25 protein-coding genes are annotated in these 22172 nt (G+C 43.3%); 14 read left to right on the forward strand and 11 right to left on the reverse strand.

Annotated elements, in window-relative coordinates; translation table 11 throughout:
• Positions 1-4: 4 nt before the first annotated feature.
• The 9 genes from COPRO5265_RS01120 to COPRO5265_RS01160 all read right to left on the reverse strand — a co-directional run bounded on the left by COPRO5265_RS01120 (position 5) and on the right by COPRO5265_RS01160 (position 5956).
• On the reverse strand, positions 5-898 hold the full coding sequence (locus tag COPRO5265_RS01120; protein ID WP_012544807.1) for an NAD(P)H-dependent flavin oxidoreductase: 894 nt from the start codon (positions 896-898) through the stop codon (positions 5-7).
• Positions 898-1296, reverse strand: a complete 399-nt coding sequence (locus COPRO5265_RS01125; RefSeq protein ID WP_041735546.1) for a 3-hydroxyacyl-ACP dehydratase FabZ family protein — start codon at positions 1294-1296, stop codon at positions 898-900. The genes COPRO5265_RS01120 and COPRO5265_RS01125 overlap by 1 nt, the downstream gene beginning before the upstream one ends.
• Complete coding sequence (locus tag COPRO5265_RS01130) at positions 1281-1598, reverse strand: anti-sigma factor family protein (protein ID WP_322785165.1); 318 nt, start codon at positions 1596-1598, stop codon at positions 1281-1283. The genes COPRO5265_RS01125 and COPRO5265_RS01130 overlap by 16 nt, the downstream gene beginning before the upstream one ends.
• Complete coding sequence (locus COPRO5265_RS01135; protein WP_012543596.1) at positions 1516-2088, reverse strand: RNA polymerase sigma factor; 573 nt, start codon at positions 2086-2088, stop codon at positions 1516-1518. The genes COPRO5265_RS01130 and COPRO5265_RS01135 overlap by 83 nt, the downstream gene beginning before the upstream one ends.
• Positions 2078-3298, reverse strand: a complete 1221-nt coding sequence (gene fabF, locus COPRO5265_RS01140) for a beta-ketoacyl-ACP synthase II (RefSeq protein WP_012544236.1) — start codon at positions 3296-3298, stop codon at positions 2078-2080. Before fabF ends, COPRO5265_RS01135 begins: the two co-directional genes overlap by 11 nt.
• Positions 3295-3510 (reverse strand): acyl carrier protein, encoded by a 216-nt coding sequence (locus COPRO5265_RS01145; RefSeq protein ID WP_012543757.1) that lies wholly within the window; start codon positions 3508-3510, stop codon positions 3295-3297. The genes fabF and COPRO5265_RS01145 overlap by 4 nt, the downstream gene beginning before the upstream one ends.
• A 63-nt stretch (positions 3511-3573) precedes the next feature.
• On the reverse strand, positions 3574-4248 hold the full coding sequence (locus tag COPRO5265_RS01150) for an SDR family NAD(P)-dependent oxidoreductase (protein ID WP_012544410.1): 675 nt from the start codon (positions 4246-4248) through the stop codon (positions 3574-3576).
• Complete coding sequence (locus COPRO5265_RS01155) at positions 4229-5059, reverse strand: ACP S-malonyltransferase (protein WP_234400398.1); 831 nt, start codon at positions 5057-5059, stop codon at positions 4229-4231. The genes COPRO5265_RS01150 and COPRO5265_RS01155 overlap by 20 nt, the downstream gene beginning before the upstream one ends.
• Before the next feature lie 54 nt (positions 5060-5113).
• Complete coding sequence (locus COPRO5265_RS01160; protein WP_012544309.1) at positions 5114-5956, reverse strand: ACP S-malonyltransferase; 843 nt, start codon at positions 5954-5956, stop codon at positions 5114-5116.
• 68 nt (positions 5957-6024) lie between these two features.
• On the opposite strand from COPRO5265_RS01160, the gene COPRO5265_RS01165 reads away from it, so the two are divergent.
• The 10 genes from COPRO5265_RS01165 to COPRO5265_RS01205 all read left to right on the forward strand — a co-directional run bounded on the left by COPRO5265_RS01165 (position 6025) and on the right by COPRO5265_RS01205 (position 15965).
• Entirely contained in the window at positions 6025-6786 is a 762-nt protein-coding gene (locus tag COPRO5265_RS01165; protein ID WP_012543479.1) for a HesA/MoeB/ThiF family protein, read from the forward strand.
• 9 nt (positions 6787-6795) lie between these two features.
• On the forward strand, positions 6796-8034 hold the full coding sequence (locus COPRO5265_RS01170) for an MFS transporter (protein WP_049750672.1): 1239 nt from the start codon (positions 6796-6798) through the stop codon (positions 8032-8034).
• A 173-nt stretch (positions 8035-8207) separates the two neighbouring features.
• Entirely contained in the window at positions 8208-9449 is a 1242-nt protein-coding gene (locus COPRO5265_RS01175) for an SLC45 family MFS transporter (protein WP_012544038.1), read from the forward strand.
• Between the two features lie 478 nt (positions 9450-9927).
• Positions 9928-10656: a peptidase E gene (locus COPRO5265_RS01180; protein ID WP_011026705.1), complete on the forward strand. Its 729-nt coding sequence runs from the start codon at positions 9928-9930 to the stop codon at positions 10654-10656.
• A gap of 171 nt (positions 10657-10827) precedes the next feature.
• On the forward strand, positions 10828-11304 hold the full coding sequence (locus COPRO5265_RS01185) for a DUF2975 domain-containing protein (protein ID WP_011026704.1): 477 nt from the start codon (positions 10828-10830) through the stop codon (positions 11302-11304).
• A gap of 35 nt (positions 11305-11339) precedes the next feature.
• Positions 11340-11522 carry a helix-turn-helix domain-containing protein gene (locus COPRO5265_RS01190; RefSeq protein ID WP_259082545.1) on the forward strand — a complete coding sequence of 61 codons (183 nt, stop codon included), beginning with the start codon at positions 11340-11342 and terminating at the stop codon, positions 11520-11522.
• A gap of 319 nt (positions 11523-11841) precedes the next feature.
• The gene (locus tag COPRO5265_RS07555) at positions 11842-11985 is read left to right on the forward strand and encodes a hypothetical protein (RefSeq protein WP_162828800.1); all 144 of its coding nucleotides are present in this window, start codon (positions 11842-11844) and stop codon (positions 11983-11985) included.
• A gap of 4 nt (positions 11986-11989) precedes the next feature.
• Positions 11990-13675 carry an ABC transporter ATP-binding protein gene (locus tag COPRO5265_RS01195; protein ID WP_012544349.1) on the forward strand — a complete coding sequence of 562 codons (1686 nt, stop codon included), beginning with the start codon at positions 11990-11992 and terminating at the stop codon, positions 13673-13675.
• A gap of 117 nt (positions 13676-13792) precedes the next feature.
• A complete protein-coding gene (locus COPRO5265_RS01200; protein ID WP_012544051.1) occupies positions 13793-14986 on the forward strand; it encodes an MFS transporter in 1194 nt (397 codons plus the stop codon).
• Entirely contained in the window at positions 14976-15965 is a 990-nt protein-coding gene (locus COPRO5265_RS01205; protein WP_143708076.1) for a glycerophosphodiester phosphodiesterase, read from the forward strand. The genes COPRO5265_RS01200 and COPRO5265_RS01205 overlap by 11 nt, the downstream gene beginning before the upstream one ends.
• Here COPRO5265_RS01205 and COPRO5265_RS01210 read toward each other — a convergent pair.
• Both COPRO5265_RS01210 and COPRO5265_RS01215 read right to left on the reverse strand, forming a co-directional pair.
• A complete protein-coding gene (locus tag COPRO5265_RS01210; protein WP_012543624.1) occupies positions 15939-16610 on the reverse strand; it encodes an alpha/beta hydrolase in 672 nt (223 codons plus the stop codon). The two genes, COPRO5265_RS01205 and COPRO5265_RS01210, sit on opposite strands and share 27 nt — an antisense overlap.
• The gene (locus tag COPRO5265_RS01215; RefSeq protein ID WP_012544121.1) at positions 16607-17329 is read right to left on the reverse strand and encodes an alpha/beta hydrolase; all 723 of its coding nucleotides are present in this window, start codon (positions 17327-17329) and stop codon (positions 16607-16609) included. Before COPRO5265_RS01215 ends, COPRO5265_RS01210 begins: the two co-directional genes overlap by 4 nt.
• A gap of 213 nt (positions 17330-17542) precedes the next feature.
• Between COPRO5265_RS01215 and glpK the strand changes: the two genes are divergently transcribed.
• The 4 genes from glpK to COPRO5265_RS01235 are packed head-to-tail and all read left to right on the forward strand — an operon-like array spanning position 17543 to position 22105.
• Positions 17543-19039 carry a glycerol kinase GlpK gene (gene glpK, locus COPRO5265_RS01220; RefSeq protein ID WP_012544743.1) on the forward strand — a complete coding sequence of 499 codons (1497 nt, stop codon included), beginning with the start codon at positions 17543-17545 and terminating at the stop codon, positions 19037-19039.
• A complete protein-coding gene (locus COPRO5265_RS01225) occupies positions 18997-20487 on the forward strand; it encodes an NAD(P)/FAD-dependent oxidoreductase (protein ID WP_012544351.1) in 1491 nt (496 codons plus the stop codon). Before glpK ends, COPRO5265_RS01225 begins: the two co-directional genes overlap by 43 nt.
• Positions 20487-21722, forward strand: a complete 1236-nt coding sequence (locus COPRO5265_RS01230) for an NAD(P)/FAD-dependent oxidoreductase (RefSeq protein ID WP_143708077.1) — start codon at positions 20487-20489, stop codon at positions 21720-21722. Before COPRO5265_RS01225 ends, COPRO5265_RS01230 begins: the two co-directional genes overlap by 1 nt.
• The gene (locus COPRO5265_RS01235) at positions 21719-22105 is read left to right on the forward strand and encodes a DUF1667 domain-containing protein (RefSeq protein WP_012544466.1); all 387 of its coding nucleotides are present in this window, start codon (positions 21719-21721) and stop codon (positions 22103-22105) included. Before COPRO5265_RS01230 ends, COPRO5265_RS01235 begins: the two co-directional genes overlap by 4 nt.
• Positions 22106-22172 lie beyond the last annotated feature (67 nt).

The following is a 22172-nucleotide window of genomic DNA, read 5'->3' on the forward strand; positions in this document are numbered from 1 at the left end:
AAGGTTATGCTGCTATGGATTTTATTATGTCTTTAACGGGCAGGATCTCTTTTATTAATCCGGCGCTTTGCCCCATCATGAAAGCACCGTTTTCTAAGTCACCTTCAACCGCTCTGATAAGAGCTCCCAGCATGAGGTTGGAAAACGTTTCTTCATCACCGTTGTATTCTGCCTCAATAAGCTTTTGTGCTAACTGGTTCCTCCATATGCGCACAGCGTGTTTGAACCGTCTGCCCACTTCCACAGTGGACCGTTCGTTAGCTTTTAGCACCACGTCCTTGTATGCAGAACTAATAGGTGCCTCTTCAGAGGCTACAAAACGCGTACCCATTTGAACGCCTGCTGCGCCCATGGCTCTCATGGCGCGGTAACTATCTTTATCTACTATGCCGCCTGCGGCTATGACAGGAATGTTCGTAACTGACTTAAGAACTGCGTTTACCAGTACGATGGTAGTCACATCGCCAATGTGCCCACCCGATTCTTTACCTTCGGCAATTACTCCGTCAGCACCAGCTTTCTCCAACAAAAGTGCTTGGTTTGCAGAACCAACCAAAGGCAATATTTTGATGCCTTTTTCTTTGAGGGTTTTCATGAAACTGGAAGGATTCCCTGCTCCCGTAGTAATCACTGGAGGCTTTTCTTCCAGCACGACCTTTATTTGGTCTTGCCAGAACTCGCTTTGAAGCATCAGATTCACGCCAAAAGGTTTAGATGTGTTTCTTCTGACTTCGCGAATTTGATCCCTGAGTTCTTCAGGTGTCATAGCAGCGCCGCCTAGTACTCCTAAGCCGCCAGCTTCACTCACTGCTGCCACCAGTGGTGCTTTTGCAACGCGTGCCATGCCACCTTGTATGATGGGATATTCAATACTAAGTAGTTCTTCTAAAGAGATCATTATTCCACCGCCACCTTAAAAACTATTTTCGCTTCACTAACCAGCGTATCCCCTTTGAAAATTTGTCCGCTTCCAAAATAGAAGCCCGCTTTTTCGTTTTCCAGCTTCGCCTTTATGGTAATGTTGTCACCTGGGAAAATGGGCTGCATGAATTTAGCCTGCTCAATCCGTGCCAGTAGTGGTAGTCCAGGTGTTTTAACCAATAGCCCCAGCGTCTGAGCCATGGCTTCAACGTGCAGTACACCTGGAAAGATAGGATAACCGGGGAAATGACCCTGAAAAAAGGGTAAATTAGGGTCCACATAATACTGCGCTTCACACATATTCCCTTCCGCCTTAAAGCTGTCAACAAACAAGAATGGCCAGCGGTGGGGAAGGGGTATCACTTTTTCCTCCAAAGCAAGGCACCTCCTGCTGCTAGTAGTACGCCCACACCCAAACCAACACCGCCAACTATCCACGGTGTTAAGGAAGATGTCTTACCTCTGGTTAACTGTGCTACTTTCTTCTCTGGCTTGTGGGTGTAGCTAACCAAACTTCGAAGTTCGGCAAACAGCTCTTCCCATTTCTCAGCCTCTTCATAGCAACTATTGCAATTTTGCAGGTGCTCAGAGACCTCATTCATTTGATTTCTCGTCAGCTCGCCCTTTACGTAGGCTGGTATTAGTTCCACTACTTCTTTGCATTCCACCGTTCTCACCTCCTTCTAATCTCTTTCTTAAGGCTTTCCGAGCCCTATGGAGTTGCACCCGCACGTTTTCCTCTGATATGTCCAACATTCTTGCGATCTCTTTCATGGGGAAGTTATAGATGTCACGTAGAACTATGAGTGTGCGTTGATTTTCTGGTAAGTCCATGACAGCCATTTCTAACATGAGATGCATGTCCTCTGCTGTATGAGCACTGGGCTCGACATAAATGATTTTTCGCTTTTTTCTAAGAAGTTGAAGAGCAGTGTTTGCTGTTACGCGGTAAAGCCACGTGCTCAAGCTGGATTCGTTTCTGAAGGACTTTATCTTGGACCACAAGATCCACGCTACTTCTTGGGTCACATCCTCAGCGTCCTCTCGGTTTCCCAGCAGTCTGTATGCTAACGTGTAAATATCGCGCTCAAAACGACTAAAGAGTTCCTGAAAAGCTTTTGGATCACCACGTTTTACTTTTTCAATGAGCACATGTTCAACCTTCATAGCGCCTCAGCACCAATACGGAGTTATGACCACCGAAACCCAATGACTCCTTTAGAGCATAGTTGATAGTTCTTTTCTCGCCTTTGTTTGGCACATAGTAAAGGTCACACTCTTCGGCAGGCTCCTGGAAGTTTATCGTGGGTGGCACCATTTGTTCTTGCAAAGCCAACACAGTTGCTACCGTTTCCACGGCGCCTGATGCCCCCAGCAAATGTCCTATCATGGATTTTACGGAGCTCACAGGTATTTCATAAGCATGATCTCCTAAAGCTTGCTTTATTGCTTTGGTTTCAATAACGTCGTTTAATGGAGTAGACGTTCCATGAGCACATACGTAGTCAATTTGTGCTGGTGTTATGCCTGCTCTCTTTAATGCTTTTTCTATGGCTATTGCTTGAGGCTCAGCAGAAGGGTCTGGAGCTGTCACGTGATAAGCATCGCAGGTGGCAGCATAGGCTACTACTTCGGCTAATGGTTTAGCGCCACGTTTTAGTGCATGTTCCAAGCTTTCCAAAACCAAAGCACCAGCGCCTTCTCCCATAACAAATCCGGAATGCCTTTTATCAAATGGTCGTGATGCAGTGGGTTCATTCAACGGTGATAGAGCTTTCATATTGTGGAAACTAGTGATACCCAAGGGAGTAATGCTGGCTTCAGAGCCTCCAACTAGTACTGCGTTTAGGTCTTCTTCTTGTTGCAGTAAGGTGTATCCTTGTCCGATGGCATCTAAGGAAGCTGCGCATGCTGTAGTGGGAGCGAACGTGGGGCCATGAAAACCGTGTTCTATGGCAATGTTTGCAGCTGCTATGTTAATGATGGAAGCTGGAACAGTGAAAGGCGAAACTGTTCTTTGTCCCTTTGTGTACAGGTTCACTATTTGGCTTTCCAAGTACTCCAGACCACCCATGCCAGATGCGAAAACCACTCCCACCGTGTATGGATCTACATCCTTTAACTGAGCAGCCTCTATTGCCTCTCGAGCTGCCACCAGGGCAAACTGAGTGAAGCGATCCAATCTTTTGACATCTTTCTTATCAAAGTACTGCAGGGGATCAAAATCCACTTCCCCTGCATATTTCACCGGCAGATCACTGTATCTGGTTATGGGTTTTATGCCGTTTCGTCCTGCAAAAATACCTTCTTTGAACGTTTGCAGGCCTACGCCGAAGGGTGTTACCACACCTACTCCGGTGATTACGATTCTTTTCATGCATTACCACCTAGCACCCGGAGCAGATCGCCCACGGTCTTGATTTCAGATAGCTTTTCTTCGGGAATTGTATAGCCCTTCTGTTCCAAAGAAAGAGTTAGATCCACCAAACCCAAGGAATCCACACCCAAGCTTTCAAAACTGGTCTCCTCAGTCAAGCCCTCTGTTGGGTAACCATTTTCTTCCAATAAGCTCTTTACCATTTCCATCATGTTTTTTCAAACCTCCTTGTTTTTCTTTTTAGTTTTTATCTCGATAGTATTAACGCACTTGAATCACGCAGTAAAAAAGCCTCCGTCTACGTAAATGACTTGCCCAGTCATGAAGGAAGACAGAGGTGAGAGCAAGAAACAGATGACATTTGCCACCTCTTCAGGTTCAGCCAATCGCTTTAGCAGTGTGTGCTGAGTAAAGCCATCGACGACCATTTGAGGCAACTCTGTTGTCATTTTGGTGTTAACTAAACCTGGCGCTATGGCGTTGACCCTGATACCCTTTCTTGCCCATTCTTTTGCCAGTGTTTTCATCAGGGCTTCCAAACCTGCCTTAGAAGAACTGTAGGCTGCTTGTCCAATATTTCCCCACTGAGCTACTATGGAACTCAAGAATACCACACTGCTGTTTGGCTTTAAGGCCATGTAAAAATGTTTGGCTGTTAGGAATGCACCGGTCAGGTTCGTTTCTATGACTCGTTGCCAATCAGCCAATGTGAGGAGTCCTACTGGTTTGTCCACCGTTATGCCTGCAGTATATACCAATCCATCCAATATCTTGGACCACGATCCATACTGCTTAAAAGATTCTTCGTCAGTGACATCCAAATAATGTTGGCTTTTTCTACTAAGCAGTATGGCTTTGGCACCTTCTTGTTCTAGAGCTTGAGCTGTGGCTTTTCCGATATCGCCACTTCCTACAATGGCAAACGTTTTTTCACAGAGTTGCCAGTTCATGAACTAATACCACCTTCTGACCGGTGAGTTTGGCCAGCAATGGTTCCAAGTTGATTTCCACAAGTATGTCAAAGTTCCTGCTTTCTAAGAAGGCAACAGTTCTTGTCCAATCTACTGGCTTTGCGAGAGATTCTGCCAAGAGTTTAACAATTTCCCCGTAGTTTGTTACTACATCGTCTGCAATGTTCAAGTACACATCAAATTCGGGGTCCTTGCCTTCAACAGTGAGAAGGAATTCGTAGAAAGCTTTTGAAGCCTTTTCCAAGTAAGGTGTGTGGAAGGGCTTGTTTCCTTGTATCCTCTTATAGGCAATACGCTCTTCCTTCAATGTAGCTTCTACTGCGGGCAAATCTTCAATGATACCTCCCACAAGTACCTGCCTTTGACTGTTAATGTTCGAATAGAAAACTCTTCCCTTGAATGCGTTTACTACAAAATCTGCAGATTCTCTGTCCCTGAGTGCAATTAGCCACCCATCTGGGCAGAGTTCTTGCATGTAGTATCCACGTGCTTTTACAACCTTGTACAAGGATTGCAAATTCCAAACCCCGGCCTCCCAAAGTGCTGCGTATTCCCCCAAACTGTGTCCCACAGCCAAATCTGGTTTGTCTAAGTCTTCTGCCAGCGACACTTGCATTAAGGTTATAGTTGGTTGAGCATTAATGGTCTTATTTAGTTCCTCTTGAGGGCCTACCCAGGCAACTTCCAGCAGCTTGGGATCTTCAGCCATTAATAAGTTTTCTACTGTTCTACTGAAGTACTTTCCCATGCCCACTTTCTGTATGCCTTGTCCTGGAAAAAGATGAGCCATTTTTTGCACGTTTCATCACCTCAATACTATTAGATGCACCTGGGGGGTGAAATGTTACAAAGTCAAATGGTAGAACTCCGACACGTTATAGGTTGGAAAGGAGGTAAATTTGCTTAAATAGGGGCGTGGGTACACTTCCACCAATGTGCTTATTTCACTTCTCTTTAGGTACTCTTGGGTTTCCAACCAGTTGATAGGTTTTGTCAGACCAAGAGTTAAACCTTCGATTACATCATCATAACTCTGTACCACGCGTTTTAGGGCGTTCAGGTAGACAGATATGGCAGGCATTTTGCCCGGATTGATTTCCAAGAAGGAACGTAGCCTTTGTGCGGCTTTTTCCATGTAGGGTGTGTGAAAAGGTGCTGACACGTGTAGCAATGTGTATTCCACGTGGTTTTCTTCTAGAAACTCTTTCAACTTTTTCCAATCAGCTTCAACACCTGCTACGACTACTCGGTCTTCGCTGTTAATGGCAGCCAAGTATACGGACTTGAATTCTCCAAGCACCTGTTGTCTGCTGTTTGAGGGGATTTGCACCATGAAACCCTTGGGTGCGAAGGAAGCGCTGAAATGGCCCCTAGCTCTTATGATTTCAAATCCAGTTCGAACATCCCAAACTCTGGCTTCCACCAAGGCTGCATATTCTCCTGAGCTATGCCCTAAGACTAGGGATGGAGATGGCAGCTTTTCCATGAGGGACGCTTCTACTAGGTAAACAGCAGGCTGTACGAATTCTGTTTCTGTGAGTATTTCTTTATCTTGTTTTTCCAAAGCAGTTATTAACTTTTGGAAGCTTTCAGTAGCAATTTGCAATGCCTTCCTTGAAAGGTACTTTCCCATTTCAGGGAACTGTGCACCTTGTCCCGGGTACGCATGTGCAATCTTTGTTGCCATAAAAATATTATAGATCCACTAAAATGAAATAGTATGAGCATGAACTCCTCTCCTAAGGAGGACTAATTGTGAACGAACGGTATGTGGTTCAGGAAAAGTTTCCCCCACTGGGGGTGGAAGGCCAGAAGCTGCTTAGAAAAAGTAGTGTTGTTTTAGTTGGCGTGGGCGGTTTAGGAACTTTTATTGCTCAGTACTTAGTCAGAGCAGGCGTGGGTCGTCTTAGGTTGATTGATTTTGACGTTGTTGAGCTATCAAATCTGCAAAGACAGATTTTGTACGACGAAGGTGATGTGGGAAAGTCCAAAGCCCAATGTGCTTATACACACTTGAGACGAATTAACAGTGAGGTAATCTTGGAGCCGGTGGAAGATAAACTCACTGGCCAAAATGCTGAGAGTCTTCTTACGGGCTTTGACGTAATTATGGATGGGACGGACAATTATCAAGCACGTTTTGTAATGAACGACGTGGCCAAGAAGAATGGCATCCCTTTTGCATTTGGTAGTGTTGCTGGCGCCTATGGCATGTCGAAAATGTTCCTTCCTGATGAAAAGATATGTTTGCGCGACGTAGTGGGAGACAGCCTTGATGTTTCTAACGCACCTACAGCCGCCACAGGAGGGCTAATAAGCCCTATTTTAGGTGTGGTCACCGCTTTCATGGCTACCGAGACCATAAAAGTACTCACAGGCGCCTTGGATAAAGTGGAAAGGAGGCTCATGGTTTTCGATCTTTGGCAAAACCAATGGAGTCAACTCTACATTGCTGAAAATCCCCAATGCGAGGTCTGTTCCGGTAAACGTTATCCAGCGTTAGAGGGCGATTTTTAGGTAGATGGCATGAAAGGAACCTACGCGAAATACTTCTTGATGAGTCTTGGTTACATGGGGATTTCGGTCATATTGAGTTTGTACGAAGCAGATGTTCCAGTGATGTTGGAAGAAACATTTAGCTTGAGCAACCTTGCTACAGGATTGGTCATAAACATTGATGCTTTTTTCGCAGTGGCTTTCATGCCGATTGTTACGGCATATTCTGATATCGTGCGAACGAGAACTGGAAGACGATTGCCTTTTTTTCTGACAGCCATGCCATTAATGGCTTTCTTCTTTGCTCTAAGTGCGTTGATACCGATGGTACTGGGCAGTAGTACTTGTTCACTTTTAGTGTTCATACTCATGCTAATACTAACTAATGTTTTTCTGGGTGTAGCTAAGGGACCATTTATGGCTCTAATGTGTGACGTCACTGAACCAAGGGAACGCTCTGTTGCTTACGGGTTTCTGAACTTTATGGGCGGTTTGGGTTCTATTTTGGTTTATTTGGGTATCGGACACATTAGCAGTTACAACAGATTTGCTGGTTTCGCTATGGCATCTGCGGTAGCTCTCCTCTGTGCCTCGGTGGTAGGTTCTTACGTAAAAGAAGTTCCTCGCGTGTCGCCTTTGGTCAATAGCGGCAGTTGGTGGCATGAGGTTCAAACGATCATGAACCCGAAATATACTGGCCTTTGGCTGGAGTTGTTCGGTGTTTTCCTCTGGTTTATGGCAGTAAGCGGCATAGAGGTTTTTTACGTTGTATTCGTTGCTATGGAGTCAGGATTTCCTGAAGCCATCGCTGAAACGTTGGCGAAACTTAATCTTGGGATTATGTCTTCAGCTTTCGCTTTTTTTGCTGTTCCCGCGGGCTGGCTCGGAGCACGATTTGGCAGCAAGCGCGTCATGATACTTGGTCTTCTGCTTACTGGATTTGCAGTATCCGGTATCATGTCCGCTGGAAGCCCGGTAACGTCACGAGGTTATTTCGCCATAGCGGGTGTTGGCATGGCCATGGTCGGTATTAATTCTTATCCCGCAGTTATGGACATGGCCAAACCAACACAAAATGGTACTTTTACGGCTTTCTACTTATTTGCCTCTCAAATTGCTTACCTCATATCAGCTCCATTGATAGGATTTGCATCTGACTTAGTGGGAAGTCGAAGCGTTGTTTTTGAGCTAACGCTTGTTTTTGTTTTTCTTGCTCTCGTTTTCATGGTTTTCGCAAAGACCGAAAAGATTCGTGAGGATGTCCAGTGAATGCATCATTGGTAGTCGAACACCTGTTCTTTCTTATAGTGAGGTCTTTTTACTATGACACTATGTTTTTACTCAGTAAGGCTATATCCAGGTTTAGAATGGGTGAATATAGTATTGTGCTGTTCACGTGAGGTGAAAAAGGCACGTTCAACACGGCCAGAGGAGGTAAGGGAATGAAAATCGATTACAAGAAGCTTTTCCTACTGGGGTTTGGTTTTATGGGTATTTCGGTGGTATGGGCTTTGTACAATGCGGATGTGCCTGTCATACTTCAAAGTCAATTTGGTATGAGCAACTTTGCCACCGGTTGGATCATGAATATCGATAACATCTTTGCAGTTACACTCATACCCATTATAGCTGCTTATTCAGACAAAGTCAGCACCAAAATTGGAAGACGCATGCCTTTTATCATAACTGGTATGCCGCTCATGGCTGTATTCTTTGCATTGGTTCCATGGATTCCCTTGTTTTTTGGTACATCAACGACGGGGTTGGTCATTTTCATGATTACTGTCATCGTCATGAACATATCGGCTGCAGTGAGCAGAGGCCCTGTCATTGCACTCATGCCTGACATTGTTCCACCTGAGCAGCGTTCACCTGCTAACGGTGTGATTAACTTTATGGGGGGTTTAGGGTCTCTGCTGGTGTATTTTGGTATTGGTCGAATAAGCAGCCAGAACCGCCCATTGGGTTTTGGTATTGCTGCTGTTATCACTCTTGTGGCAGCATTTGTTGTCTATAAGGCCATCAATGAACCACGGGATGCCATTTATTACAAGTCGCAAGCTGAAGAAACACCTTGGTGGAAGAACATTGGCTCCCTTCTGAATAAAGAACACAAGGACTTGTGGTTCATGCTTTTGGCAATTTTCCTGTGGTTCATCGCTTACAACGCAGTGGAAACGTTCTATGTGGTCTACATGAGCTTGGAATCAGGCATGGATCCTACAGTGGCAGAAAACCTCGCTAAACTAAATCTTGGCGTCATGTCTTTGGTTTTCATGGTTTTTGCTTTACCTGCTGGATGGTTGGCAAACAAGTTTGGTAGAAAACGTGTCATGTCCTTTGGACTGGTTTTTATGCTTCTCGCGGTAACTGGCATCATGTTTACCAGAAATGCTCTATGGTTGAACTTACTGTTTGCAATGGCAGGTGTGGGTTGGGCCATGATTAACATTAATTCGCTACCCACGGTGGTGGACATGGGCTCTCTTGCTGAGGTTGGTACGTTTACCGGTTTGTATTACTTTTCTTCCCAAGCTGCATCAATTGTTTCTCCGCCACTTATTGGCTTTATCTCCGATCTGGCAAAAAGTAAATACGTCATGTTCCCCTATGCATTGATTTTCTTTTTACTGTCACTTATTTGCCTTTCAAACGTGAGAAAGGGTGATATTGTTACTAAGTAGCGTCCAAAGAAGACGTTTCAAGATTGCAGGAGGCAAAGGTTGATATCAATACTAGAGATTAAAGACTTGCGGAAGTACTTTGGTAAAACCAAGCCTGTAGATGTGATTTCATTTTCTTCCGCTGTCAGAGGCGATCTCCCTCTACAGTGTGGTAGTTGCCAATGTGATTTCTCCACGCAGATGCGAAGGTGTTTATGATCTGCTCGCTTACTTACACATGCTTGTGGTGTTTTTGCGTTTGGTTGAATAAGTGCTTTAGCTACAGTCTTATGTGGCATGGAATCTGCTTTTCTACGGTTTCAGTTTGGAGTCGGCGCGCTCTTTTGCCACTATTAGCTATCTCAACGACAATTGTTCGGCCGCTTGGAGATGATTTAAGTGCGGGTTAATGCATGCTTGAATACTGTAAAAATTGAATGGTTAAAAATGGTATGGAAAGGCTTTGTGAACTCTGACCAACGAATGGAGGAGTGAGTATATGAAAAAAGTTGTTGCCATAGGGGGAGGAGAGATTTCAAAATTTGAAACTTTGAAAATAGATGAAGAAATAGTTAAACTAACTGGTAAAGCCAATCCAAAAGCTCTTTTTATACCAACTGCGAGCGGAGAACCTGAAGGTTACTGTGAAAGTTTTGACCTTGTCTATGGTAAAACGCTTGGATGCAAGACAGATGTTTTGTTTTTAATAAAAGATAGTTTGGATAGGACGCTAATAGAAGATAAAATCTTGTGGGCAGATTTGATTTATGTTGGCGGTGGTAACACAAAGAGGATGATGGAAATATGGAGGTCCAAAGGTGTTGACAAGATGTTGATTGATGCTTATCAGAGAGGAACGGTACTTTCAGGATTGAGTGCAGGAGCTATATGCTGGTTCAAATACGGTTTTAGTGATTCACTAAGATTTCAGGATGTAGAAACATGGAGTTATATTAAAGTTGAGGGTTTGGGGCTTTTTGATGCCATACTATGTCCTCATCTCGACGAAGAAAATAGAAGGGAATATTTTGAAAAATTTATGATGAACTTTGATGGTACAGGAATAGGATTAGAGAATGGCTGTGCAATTGAAATCATAGAAGATACTTTTAGAATTATTAAGTCTTTTGAAAATGCTCATGCCTATGTATTTAAAAGAAGAAGAGATAAATTGTTTGTTGAAGAGATAAAGAATGACGATTACCTTCCATTTAATTTGCTAAGTTAGATATTAAAATCAAACACCGGGGACGGTTCTTCTTGTTTGATTTTCAAACTTCAAACAAAAAGAACCGTCCCTTTGTTTGATTATTTTTATTGTTTATCGATAAAAATATATTGATTTTCAATAAATTATGTGTCATAATGTGAGTAAAATAATTGAAATTGAGGTGTAGTTATGAAAAAGTGGATGTTAAATTTATTAAAAATTTCTTTGGTGGTTATAGGCTTTGTAATACTTATGCTGTCTATTTTCTGGCTTCCAAGTGTAGCAAATACATTAGCTGAACAAAATCCAGAATACGCCTATCTAAAATATCCTCTTCTATTTGGTATTTATCTTACATGCATTCCTTTTTATATAGGTGTATACAATGGCTTTGTTATTTTAAGACTTATTGAGAAGGATAAAGCTTTTACAGAATATACCAACAAATCTCTCACTTATATATTTTACTCGTCCATTGCTATAATTTTACTTTATGTAATAGGCATGGTATATCTCATCTTTAACAACGCCTTACATCCGAGCCTATTTTTATTAGGTGTGGGTATAATTTTTATGTCTTTTATTATAGCATCTGCGGCAGGAGTGATTAAAGCTCTTTTAATAAAGGTTATAGAAATAAAAAACGAACATGACCTGACAATTTAGGAGGTTGGATTGTGATTAGAGTTAATCTTGATGTAATGTTAGCGAAAAGAAAGATGACGCTATCAGAACTTTCAGAAAAAGTCGGCATAACGATGGCAAATTTGTCAATTTTAAAGACAGGCAAAGCCAAAGCTATTCGCTTTTCGACTTTGGATGCTATTTGTAGAGTTTTAGAGTGTCAGCCAGGAGATATATTAGAGTATGTAGAAGATGAATGAAGAGCTATTTGCGTTGCCTTATATTGATAAGCAAAGGTGCTTGGGGACAGAAAAAAGGCTTTTGAGTAAACCCATAAGAAGTAAGTTTATTTTACTTCCTATGGGTTTTTAATTTATAGAGAAAAAAGGAGTAAAAGTTTGAAATTGAGAGTTTTTGAGAGATAAATTGGCTTAATCAATAATAACAAGCTTTTTTGCTACTTTAATAAATTTTACTGGAAATTTAAATAATGTTATTATTAAAGCAACAAAGTTTAAAAAATTTAAATTGAAATTTATATAATTTAAAGAAGTAAAATGAAGAATAGGAGGGAGTCAATTGGATTTTATAAAAAGGGGGAAAATTTTTATAGGCTGCTTGTTTATAGGTACGGGCCTAGGAATATTTTTAGGTCATTTCATGGGAGGTCTTTTCTTAGGATTTGGAATGGGAATTGTATTAGGAGAAATTTTTGGGAGGTGAGGGTGTGAAAAAGTACTTTTTCAAAAATAAATTGCTTTTGACTGGGAATATAATTTTAACTCTGGCAGAAAGTATTTTGAGCGTTATGTTAGCATTCATTTTAGCAAATTTTGTAGATGCAGCAGTAGAGTATGACATGGCACTTTTATATAAAACATGTATAATTTTTTCGCTGTATTTAATTTCTGTGTTGATTGTATGGTATTCCCTTAGGATTGTAAGAGCAAGCTATATAAGGCAAATGCTTTTTGATTTAAAAAATGACATATTTTCTAAGGTAATAAATAAAGAGATTGACCAGTTCCAGAAAGGCAACAGCGCTTCGTATATTTCCACATTAAATAACGATATAACGATACTGGAGCAAGATTATTTTAAAAATATATTGACGATGGTAGCGCTAATATTTTCTTTTATAATTGCAACAGTTGCAATTTTTAAATTAAATTTTTTCATCGCTGTAGGAGTTTTTGTTATAAGTATTTTTCTTGTGGCTATTCCTTATCTTTTTAGAGAAAAAATAAGTAGAGCTAAAAAAGAATTTTCAGATAGTTTATCTGATTTGACTGTGCAGACAAACGACATACTATCTGGTTTTGAAGTAGTAAAAAGCTTTAATGTGGAAAAATTAGTAGAGGGACAGTATAAAAAATACAATAAAAAAGTGGAAGATAACCGATTTTTCTTTGAAAAAATGCTTGCTTTGGCAAATTCTCTGACAGAGTTCTTTGGATATTTAATGTTTTTTGCTTCACTGGGGCTCGGTGCATATCTTGTAATAAAGCGCATTTTAGAACCTGGATTGATGATAGCTGCGGTGCAGTTAATGAATAATATTGTAAATCCCATGATAGGAATTATTGAAAGGGTAAATGCTTTGAAAGGGACAGAATCAATACAGAAAAAGATAATGGATATTATGGAAGATAAAGAACAGCAGGAAGGAGAGTTTATCTCAAAGACAGATTTTAATGACGCAATAGTTTTTGAAAATGTAAGCTTTTCTTATGGGAGGAGAGAAGAACCTACTTTAAAAAATATATCTTTTACGGTAAAGAAAGGAGAAAAATGTGCGATTATTGGTCCAAGTGGCAGTGGCAAATCAACAATAGTAAAACTTCTTTTAAAATACTATAACAATTTTGAAGGAAGAATTTTAATTGACGGAATAGACATAAGAAATATAAAAACTGAAGATTTGTACAACAATCTAATTTCTGTGATACACCAGAACGTGTTTATGTTTGATACAAGTATTAAAAACAATATAACTCTTTTTAAGGAGTACGATGAAAAAGTTATTGAGAGGGCAATTTCCTTATCTGGGTTAAAGGAATTTATAGAGAAATTACCGGATAAAGAAAATACAGAAGTGGGAGAAAAGGGCAGTAATTTATCAGGAGGGGAAAGGCAGAGGATAAGCATTGCACGGGCATTAATCAAAGGTACACCTATATTGGTTTCAGATGAGCCTACCTCATCACTGGATAAAAAAACAGCTTTGAGCATAGAAAATTCCATTTTAAGCATAGAAGGATTGACAGCACTGGTAATAACTCATAATACTTCTGAAGAAGTTCTTAAAAAATATGACAAGATAATTTTTGTAGAGGACGGGGAAGTAGTAAAAGTAGGGACTTTCGATGAAATTTTTACTCCAGCAAGTGTAGTTTTATCTGTAGTAGGTTAATGAGTATAAACTAAAAAGAGTTGAGAATCATGGCTATTACGCATTTTTAAACTTAAAAAATCGTTTTAATATGTAATACAATTCTTCAGATAAGGTGTATTATGGAGGTGTATAGAGTTGAACAATACTGAGAGTAAGAACCTAAAACGTGGAGCTTTTTATTTCATAATACTTTTAGGGTTAGTAAGTCTGCTGGCTGACGTTACATACGAAGGAGCCCGCAGCGTCACTGGCCCTTATCTGGGTCTGTTGGGAGCAAGCAGTGCTGTGGTGGGATTTGCAGCGGGCTTTGGTGAAATGCTTGGTTACGCTTTCCGCTTGGTCTCAGGCTATTGGGCAGATAGAACCCACCGTTACTGGCTCCTAACCATTGTGGGATATGCACTTAACCTACTAGCCATACCATTGCTGGCATTTGTGGGCAACTGGCAAGTAGCCGTTCTGCTTCTCATCTTAGAGAGGCTTGGTAAAGGGCTACGCACCCCTGCGCGAGATGTCATGCTTTCTCAAGCCACGAAGCAAGTAGGTCGCGGCTTTGGATTTGGCTTGCACGAAGCCATGGACCAGATCGGGGCTGTAGCAGGGCCTGTTTTTGTGAGTATCGTGCTTGCCCGCAACCTGGGTTACAGGGACGCGTTCTTGTTTTTGGGCATACCAGCTATTCTTGCCATGATTCTTGTGGTAACGGCAAGATTTCTTTATCCAAAGCCACAGGAATTTGAACCAGCATATAAAGGTATAGAAACGAAGGGTTATTCGAAAGCTTTCTGGATTTACTTAGGTGCTGTGGCGCTCATTGGAGCAGGTTACATTGATTACCCACTTATTGGGTACCACCTGCAGCAAAACGGCATACTCCAGGCGCAGTTCATCGCCCTTCTTTACTCTTTAGCCATGGGGATTGATGCCTTGTCTGCGCTCGTATTCGGTGCATGGTTTGACCGAGCTGGGGTCAGTGTGGTTGGTGTCTCAGCATTAATTGCTGCGCTGTTCTCACCTTTTGCATTCTTACTCCATGTATGGTGGGGTCCAGTCATTGGTATGGTTCTCTGGGGCATTGGCATGGGAGCGCAAGAGTCTGTGATGCGTGCTGCACTGGCAGAGATGATACCTACAGAGAGGCGAGGAGTGGCTTACGGGTTTTTCAACACCGTCTATGGCCTGGCTTGGTTCGCTGGAAGTTTTGTCATGGGCATCATTTATGGTTTTTCTCCAACGCTCATGGTCATAGTTTCCGTAACGCTGGAGCTTTTGGCGGCCCTACTCATTTTTGTAAATAGGCATAGTCTGGAGCATGGCCATGGAGTATAGTGTGAAGGACACTACTAAGCAGTTTTTACTTCTGGGGCACAGGGGATCATCCTTGCTCTGGCCAGAAAATACCTTGGAAGCTTTTTCGAAGGCTTTGGAGGCAGGAGCTGACGGTTTTGAGCTTGATGTTATGGTAACCACTGATGGAACTGCTGTACTGTTTCATGATCCCAACCTTAAGAGGCTTCATGGCATAGATGTGGGCGTGGAAGAGTTAAGCTATGATCAGCTCAGAGACTTACTCAATGGGAAACAACAAGTCTGCACCTTACAGGAGGCATTATCATTAGCTGACGACTATGACTGTTGGGTGGACATTGAGATAAAAACTATGCAGTGGCATGTAGTACGTGAAACTGTAAGTAAATTCAGCCCCAAGAAGAAGATAATTTCATCTTTTAGGCATGACGTGGTTAGTGATTGGGCAAAGCTGGACAACGGACGGTACTTGTTTGCTTACATCTATCAGCACTTTCCCAAAGACATTGATGCCTACCTTAGTGAAGTAGACCTGCTTAAGCCGGAGATAAGCTTCTTGGACGAACGCTATGATGGAATAGCTGACAGGGTGCTACCTTGGACAGTTAATGAGAAGAATAAAATTGTTGAACTTAAGCAAAAGGCATTCTTTGGTGCTATAAGTGATTTTCCCAACCTTCTAGAGGAGGAAAACCAGCGAATCAGCCAAAACGCGGGTTATTTAATCTCTGCAGTCAAGAACATAGAAATCACAGCTGATGGCATTAAGCTGGTTCTGGTAAACACGTTAGCTCCAGTACAAATTAAAGAAATTTCATCTGATGCTGAGGTGGAAACTTCGGAGCAGCTTCCCACTTGGTGGGATGTGGGCAAATCACTGACGGTGGTCATAAGAGGAAACCCTTCATACCTGCTCGTGGATACCAGCTACACGGGGGTTATGAGTTTTCCCTTTAACCAACTGATGAAGTGGCTACAGAAGGGTATCAACGAGAACTAAGAAGGTCTTAATGATGACTTCAGCTGCCTCAGGGGAAGGCGAATGTCCCTCCTGAGGCAGCGTTATGAAGAACTTCGTCGTTCTTAATCGGTCGAATAGCCACTGCTGATAAGCGTGAGGTATGAGTTCATCTTCTGAAGAGGCAAAAATGATTACTGGTACTTTGACATGTTTGAGGTCATTTCTTACACTGTCAATGGTTTTTCTCAGAGCCCGAAAGGGCTTCATTGATATGTCCAGCTTTTTTTCATAAAAGCGCCCAAACGTTATGGCACGTCTTTGCTCAGGTGTGAGCCTTACCGCTGGATTAATAACACCTGCCGCTACTAAACCATCTTCTTTTGAATAATGCTGAGCTAAATAAAGTGCTAGTGTTCCGCCCAAGGAGTGGCCAGCTATGACAACATGTTCTACTTCAGTCCTAAGCTGTTTGAATCCTTTCTCGGCATCCTGTAGCCAATCTTCGGCTTTTACATTTTCCAAACTATCAGGTAAGTTCTCATGTCCAGATAATCTTGGTAAAAGGCAGGTGATACCATATTTGTTCAGCTCTTGGGCAAAAGGAAGCATCTGCTCAGGCGAAGAAGTAAATCCATGGATTAGCAGCACTCCCAAACTGCGTGATTTAAGTAATATGGAACTCATAGCAACTTTTGAATGAACTCCAGACTTTTTTGCTCAATGAGCTCTAAATCGTAATCCATGGTAGCTACATGGTAGCTGTTCTCCAATGTTACAAGTTCTTTGGTCTGTGAGCTTACGTTTTCGTAAATCCATCTTTGGTTCTCTGGTGGTACCACATGATCTTCCTTGGAAGAGAAGATAAGTATGGGTTGATCGACATCTTTTATATTGTTTCTGACCAATCTTAGCAGTAAAGCAAGCTGTTTTGTGGCTCGTATCGGTGTAAGCTCATATGCTGGCTCTTTGATGCCTTTCTTGATGTCACTACCTACGCCCTTTGCAAATCTTGGTATACCCAAGGACCCTAATATGAGCATGGAGGTCTCATTTGGCATTCGTACTGCTGCGTTTATGGTTATAAGCCCCGTAATGTCTTTGTGCTTTTCGCCCATATAGAGTGTTAACGTACCGCCCATAGAAAGTCCTGTCACAAATCGTTTACTAGTGCGCTCTTTTAGCCATTCATATGCTTTTTCCACGTCTTCTATCCATTCTTGATATTTACGCTTTTCAAGGTCTTCTGGAGTTGTACCGTGACCAGCAAGTCTTGGCAAAGCGACAGTGAAACCTTGATCGGCATAGAATTGAGCCAGGTCGCGCATGCTTCCTGGCGACCCCGTAAAGCCGTGTATAACCAAAACACCTACATCATTTCCCTCTTTGAAGAAAGCCTCCTCCATGCGCTTGGTCACCTCCTTGTTACTGCTTACTACATTATATGCCGTGCTCGGCTGCATAGGGATTTCGAGTAGCATCTAGCGCCCGTAAAGAAGGAAACACAGCGCATATTGGTAATCTATAATAGAGGTAACAACAATGAAAGTCGCTGTGCATTATGGTTTTTTCTCATTTTGTTGCTTACCAAGGCGGATGGGGAGGAGAGGTGCAATTTCATGGAACAAAAGAAATATGTTTTATCCTTTGACCAGGGTACGACCAGTAGTAGGGCCATGATATTTGACCAAAATGGATGCATAGTAAGCATGGCTCAGAAAGAATTTCCACAAATTTTTCCAAAACCTGGTTGGGTTGAACATGACCCAGAGGATATATGGAATAGTCAAATAGATGTGGCAAAGGAAGCCATGCTAAAAGCGGGTCTTACTGCCGAAGACATTGCCGCTTTGGGCATAGCCAATCAACGTGAAACCACAATCCTTTGGGACAGAAATACTGGTAAACCGGTTTACAATGCCATTGTTTGGCAGTGCCGTAGAACTGCAGAGTTTTGTGACGAGCTCAAGGAAAGAGGATGGGAAAAACCCATAAGGGAAAAGACAGGCTTAGTCATTGACGCTTATTTTAGTGGGACAAAGATTAAGTGGATACTAGACAATGTGCCAGGGGTAAGAGAAAGAGCCGAAAAAGGGGAAGTGCTTTTTGGCAACGTGGACACCTTCCTCATTTGGCGTCTCACAGGCGGTAAGGTGCATGTAACTGATTACACCAATGCTTCCAGAACTATGATCTTTAACATACATGCATTGGACTGGGACGATGACATACTCCAGGAGCTGGACATACCCAGAGCTATGCTTCCAAAGGTGTGTCCTTCATCTCACTTATTTGGTTATACTGATGCCAAATTATTTGGCGGTGAGATTCCCATAGCGGGTGATGCAGGTGACCAACAAGCTGCGTTGTTTGGGCAAGCCTGTTTCGAACCCGGTTCTGCTAAGAACACCTACGGCACTGGTTCTTTCCTGCTGGTTAACACTGGCAGTAAGCCGGTGGAGAGCAAACACGGCTTAATTACCACTGTTGCTTTCGGGCTGGAGGACAGCGTTTGCTATGCTTTAGAAGGTTCCATTTTTATCACCGGTGCTGCTGTTCAGTGGCTTCGTGACGGTTTAGGAATTATAAAGGTAGCAGATGAAGTGGAAACCTTGGCTAGGCAAGTCGAAGATACAGCTGGCGTTTATTTTGTACCAGCCTTTGTGGGGTTAGGTGCTCCTTACTGGGACATGTATGCCCGCGGTATGATCATTGGAATTACACGGGGCACAACAGCATGCCATCTAGCTCGAGCAACGCTGGAGGCCATGGCTTATCAAACCCGAGACGTGTTGGAAGCAATGAAGAGCGATTGCGGTTTTGACTTAAAACTACTTAGGGCCGATGGAGGAGCCTCTGTGGATAATCTACTGCTTCAAATCCAAGCGGATGTTTTGGGGCTCGCAGTACAAAGGCCAGTAGTAAGAGAAACTACTGCACTGGGTACGGCCTACTTGGCAGGATTGGCCACAGGCTTCTGGCATAATCTGGAAGAGATCGCGAACATTTGGCAACTGGATAGAACTTTTGAGCCTCAAATAACAGCAATAAAGAGAGAGGAGATGTACGCTGGATGGAAACGAGCAGTGGAAAGAGCTCGGGGATGGACCCAATAGCTGATACCACTTCGTTTGATGTGGTCATAATTGGGGCGGGTATTGTAGGTGCCGCTGCATTCCGTGAGCTATGCAAGTACGACTTGAAAGTGCTGCTACTAGATTCATTGCACGATGTAGGAGGTGATGCCAGCAGAGCTAATTCAGCCATATTGCATGGCGGATTTGATCCCCAGCCTGGTACGCTCATGAGCATTTTCAACAAACAGGGTGTTCAGCTCTGGTTCCAGTGGGCGCAGGATCTTTCCATTGATGTGGAATGGACAGGCTCATTGGTGCTTGCCTTCAATGATGCTGACATAGCCGAAATTACCAGACTTTACCACAATGGCAAGAAGGTAAGGGTTCCTGTGAAATTCTTAGGACGAGATGAAACGCTAAAAAGAGAACCTGTGGTTAATCCGGAAGTAAGAGCTTCCTTATATGCGCCGGTTTCAGGTATTATTGATCCTTTCCAAGCGGTGATTGGTTTGGTTGGTAACGGTTTGAAAAACGGCGGTCAGCTTATGCTGGATACGGAGGTTACAAATCTTAGAAAGTCACCTGATGGTTACATAACTGTGCAAACAAACCATGGCGAACTAAGAACGAAAGTGGTCGTAAACGCTGCTGGGTTGAATGCTCATCACATAATGCACATGGCTGGTGAAGACTGGTTTTCCATTCATCCCCGCCGTGGTCAGTATTTTATCTTGGACAAGAATGTGGGTAACTTGGTGCGCCATGTAGTCTTTAGAGCCCCTACACCAAAAGGAAAAGGCGTTTTGGTTAGCAGAACCACCCATGGCAATTTACTCATTGGGCCCACAGCTGAAGATCTTACTGAGCCTGACAGGAGAACAACTGCCGAGGGTTTGGCTGAAGTCCTTGAGGGCGCAAAACACTTAGTTCCATTCCCCTATGAACGCTATGCCATTGCGCAGTACGCTGGACTAAGAGCCATTGGTTCAGTGGATGACTTCGTGGTACAGCATTCCAAAACCATGGAAGGCCTTGTAAACGCAGCAGGTATAAAGTCTCCGGGATTAACTGCAGCACCAGGCATTGCACAGGAGTTAGTTAAGCTGGTGGCCGATTTATTGCCGTTAGAAGAGAAAAAGAACTTTGACCCTTATTTTGAGTTTCCACCCATACTAAGAGAACTGCCCTTTGCGGACCGCGAAAAATTGATAGATGAAGATCCCGCCTACGGACACATGGTTTGCCGCTGTGAACTGGTGACTGAAGGGGAAATCAAAAGTGTACTCAAGATGCAACCAGCGGCCAGTGATCTGGATGGCATCAAGCGGCGCGTGAGAGCCACAGCTGGTCGGTGTCAGGGCGGTTTTTGCACGCCAAGAATTATCGACATTCTGTCGCGGGAGCTGAACCTGAGTTATGACCAGATAACGAAATTTGGCAGGAATTCGAAGCTTATTTACGGCGATAACCGACGAGGTGATGAATAGTGTTTGTGGCAGTAGTGGGCGGAGGCCCTGCTGGCATGGCAGCCGCAGTGTCTGCGAAAAAAGCTGGGGCAGACCATGTGGTAATCATTGAGCGTGCAGAGCGTTTAGGGGGCGTATTACCCCAGTGTATCCATTCGGGGTTTGGTGTGAACTATTACGGTGAGGATTTGACTGGTCCAGAATTTGCGGAGCGTTTGCGTGCCGATGTAAAGGCAGCCAACATTGAGGTGTGGCTCAATGCCATGGTTATCGAAGCTTACCCAGATAAAACACTCACAGTTTCAAGACCAGAAGGAATAAGTTCAGTTAAGCCTGACGCTGTTATTTTTGCTGTGGGTGCCAGGGAACGTCCTCGTGGGGCTATTGCCATACCAGGTACACGTCCTGCGGGCGTTTACACAGCGGGTACTGCGCAGTACATGATAAACATTCAAGGGTTTGAAGTTGGCAAAGAAGTCTTTGTACTGGGTTCAGGTGATATTGGACTCATAACAGCCAGGAGGATGGCTTTAGAGGGAGCCAAGGTACATGGTGTAGCGGAGCTTATGCCTTTCCCTGGTGGTTTGGCTAGGAATGTGCAGCAGTGCCTAAAAGACTTTGACATACCTTTACTACTTTCTCATACTGTTACTGAAGTTTTAGGATCAGAGCGCGTGGAAGCTGTAAAGGTGGCCGAAGTTAGAAATGGAAAGGCTGTGCCTAATACTGAGAGAGTATTTCCTGTGGATACGCTTGTGCTGTCGGTGGGTTTGCTTCCTGAAGCAGAACTTCTGAGACAGATCGGTTTGCGCATATTGCCCTATACCGGTAGCGCCGCCGTGGATCAATTCTTTCAAACGGACATACCTGGCGTTTTTGTTGTGGGTAACGGAGTGGGCATTTGGGACTTGGTTGATAACGTGGCAATTTCTGCTTCCATTGCTGGAGCACGCGCTGCAAAATCCCAAGGTGACAGGTCAGAATTTGCTGAGGTTTCGCCTACTGACACTGTTAGGGTGGTCATCCCTCAGCGTTTATCCTTGGGAGAGTTAGAGCCACCACGTCTTTGGTTTAGGGTAGCCTGTCCCATGCCAGTTGGTGTGGCATTGCTCACTCGTGGTGAAGATGAGGTCATTGCCAGGAAAGGTTTTGCTGGATTAAAACCTGCTGAAATGGCTGAATTCCCTCTAAAGGAAGAGCAGTACCGTGCCATAAAACCGGGCGATAAGCTTCAATTAAAGGTGGCACAGCCATGACTGAGGAATATGAGCAAAACAAAACAATGGCGTTTACCTGCATCGTTTGCCCAGTGGGCTGCACCCTAAACGTTACTGTGGGAGAAGGCAATAACATAAAGGTTTTAGGTAACAAATGCCCCAAGGGAGCCGAATACGCACTTAGGGAAGTAACAAATCCTCAAAGGTATGTTCAGAGCACAGTGGTTCTGCTGGGTAGCAAGACTGAGCGTAGGTTACCCGTAAAAACTGACAAACCTGTTCCTAAAGACCGCATTTTTGACGTCGTTAAGGAAATACGAAAGGTAAAAGTAAATGCTCCTGTGAAGGTGGGCGACGTGGTTCTGGAAGATGTTCTTGGACTTGGCGTAAATGTGATTGCCACTAGAACAGTGGAGGAGTAAAGGAAAAAACTCACATAAATTGGTCGGCTGTTTCTAATTATTCTAGCCTGTCCTTATCTTAGCTCTA

The organism is Coprothermobacter proteolyticus DSM 5265 (assembly GCF_000020945.1).
Taxonomy (GTDB): Bacteria; Coprothermobacterota; Coprothermobacteria; order Coprothermobacterales; family Coprothermobacteraceae; genus Coprothermobacter; species Coprothermobacter proteolyticus.

Bases quoted from the DNA above. Each gene is read 5' to 3' on its own strand.
- COPRO5265_RS01120 (WP_012544807.1), bottom strand. From the start codon at position 898: ATGATCTCTTTAGAAGAACTACTTAGTATTGAATATCCCATCATACAA.
- COPRO5265_RS01135 (WP_012543596.1), bottom strand. From the start codon at position 2,088: ATGAAGGTTGAACATGTGCTCATTGAAAAAGTAAAACGTGGTGATCCA.
- fabF (WP_012544236.1), bottom strand. From the start codon at position 3,298: ATGAAAAGAATCGTAATCACCGGAGTAGGTGTGGTAACACCCTTCGGC.
- COPRO5265_RS01145 (WP_012543757.1), bottom strand. From the start codon at position 3,510: ATGATGGAAATGGTAAAGAGCTTATTGGAAGAAAATGGTTACCCAACA.
- COPRO5265_RS01150 (WP_012544410.1), bottom strand. From the start codon at position 4,248: ATGAACTGGCAACTCTGTGAAAAAACGTTTGCCATTGTAGGAAGTGGC.
- COPRO5265_RS01155 (WP_234400398.1), bottom strand. From the start codon at position 5,059: ATGGCTCATCTTTTTCCAGGACAAGGCATACAGAAAGTGGGCATGGGA.
- COPRO5265_RS01160 (WP_012544309.1), bottom strand. From the start codon at position 5,956: ATGGCAACAAAGATTGCACATGCGTACCCGGGACAAGGTGCACAGTTC.
- COPRO5265_RS01170 (WP_049750672.1), top strand. From the start codon at position 6,796: ATGAAAGGAACCTACGCGAAATACTTCTTGATGAGTCTTGGTTACATG.
- COPRO5265_RS01175 (WP_012544038.1), top strand. From the start codon at position 8,208: ATGAAAATCGATTACAAGAAGCTTTTCCTACTGGGGTTTGGTTTTATG.
- COPRO5265_RS01180 (WP_011026705.1), top strand. From the start codon at position 9,928: ATGAAAAAAGTTGTTGCCATAGGGGGAGGAGAGATTTCAAAATTTGAA.
- COPRO5265_RS01185 (WP_011026704.1), top strand. From the start codon at position 10,828: ATGAAAAAGTGGATGTTAAATTTATTAAAAATTTCTTTGGTGGTTATA.
- COPRO5265_RS01190 (WP_259082545.1), top strand. From the start codon at position 11,340: ATGTTAGCGAAAAGAAAGATGACGCTATCAGAACTTTCAGAAAAAGTC.
- COPRO5265_RS01205 (WP_143708076.1), top strand. From the start codon at position 14,976: ATGGAGTATAGTGTGAAGGACACTACTAAGCAGTTTTTACTTCTGGGG.
- COPRO5265_RS01210 (WP_012543624.1), bottom strand. From the start codon at position 16,610: ATGAGTTCCATATTACTTAAATCACGCAGTTTGGGAGTGCTGCTAATC.
- COPRO5265_RS01215 (WP_012544121.1), bottom strand. From the start codon at position 17,329: ATGGAGGAGGCTTTCTTCAAAGAGGGAAATGATGTAGGTGTTTTGGTT.
- glpK (WP_012544743.1), top strand. From the start codon at position 17,543: ATGGAACAAAAGAAATATGTTTTATCCTTTGACCAGGGTACGACCAGT.
- COPRO5265_RS01225 (WP_012544351.1), top strand. From the start codon at position 18,997: ATGGAAACGAGCAGTGGAAAGAGCTCGGGGATGGACCCAATAGCTGAT.
- COPRO5265_RS01235 (WP_012544466.1), top strand. From the start codon at position 21,719: ATGACTGAGGAATATGAGCAAAACAAAACAATGGCGTTTACCTGCATC.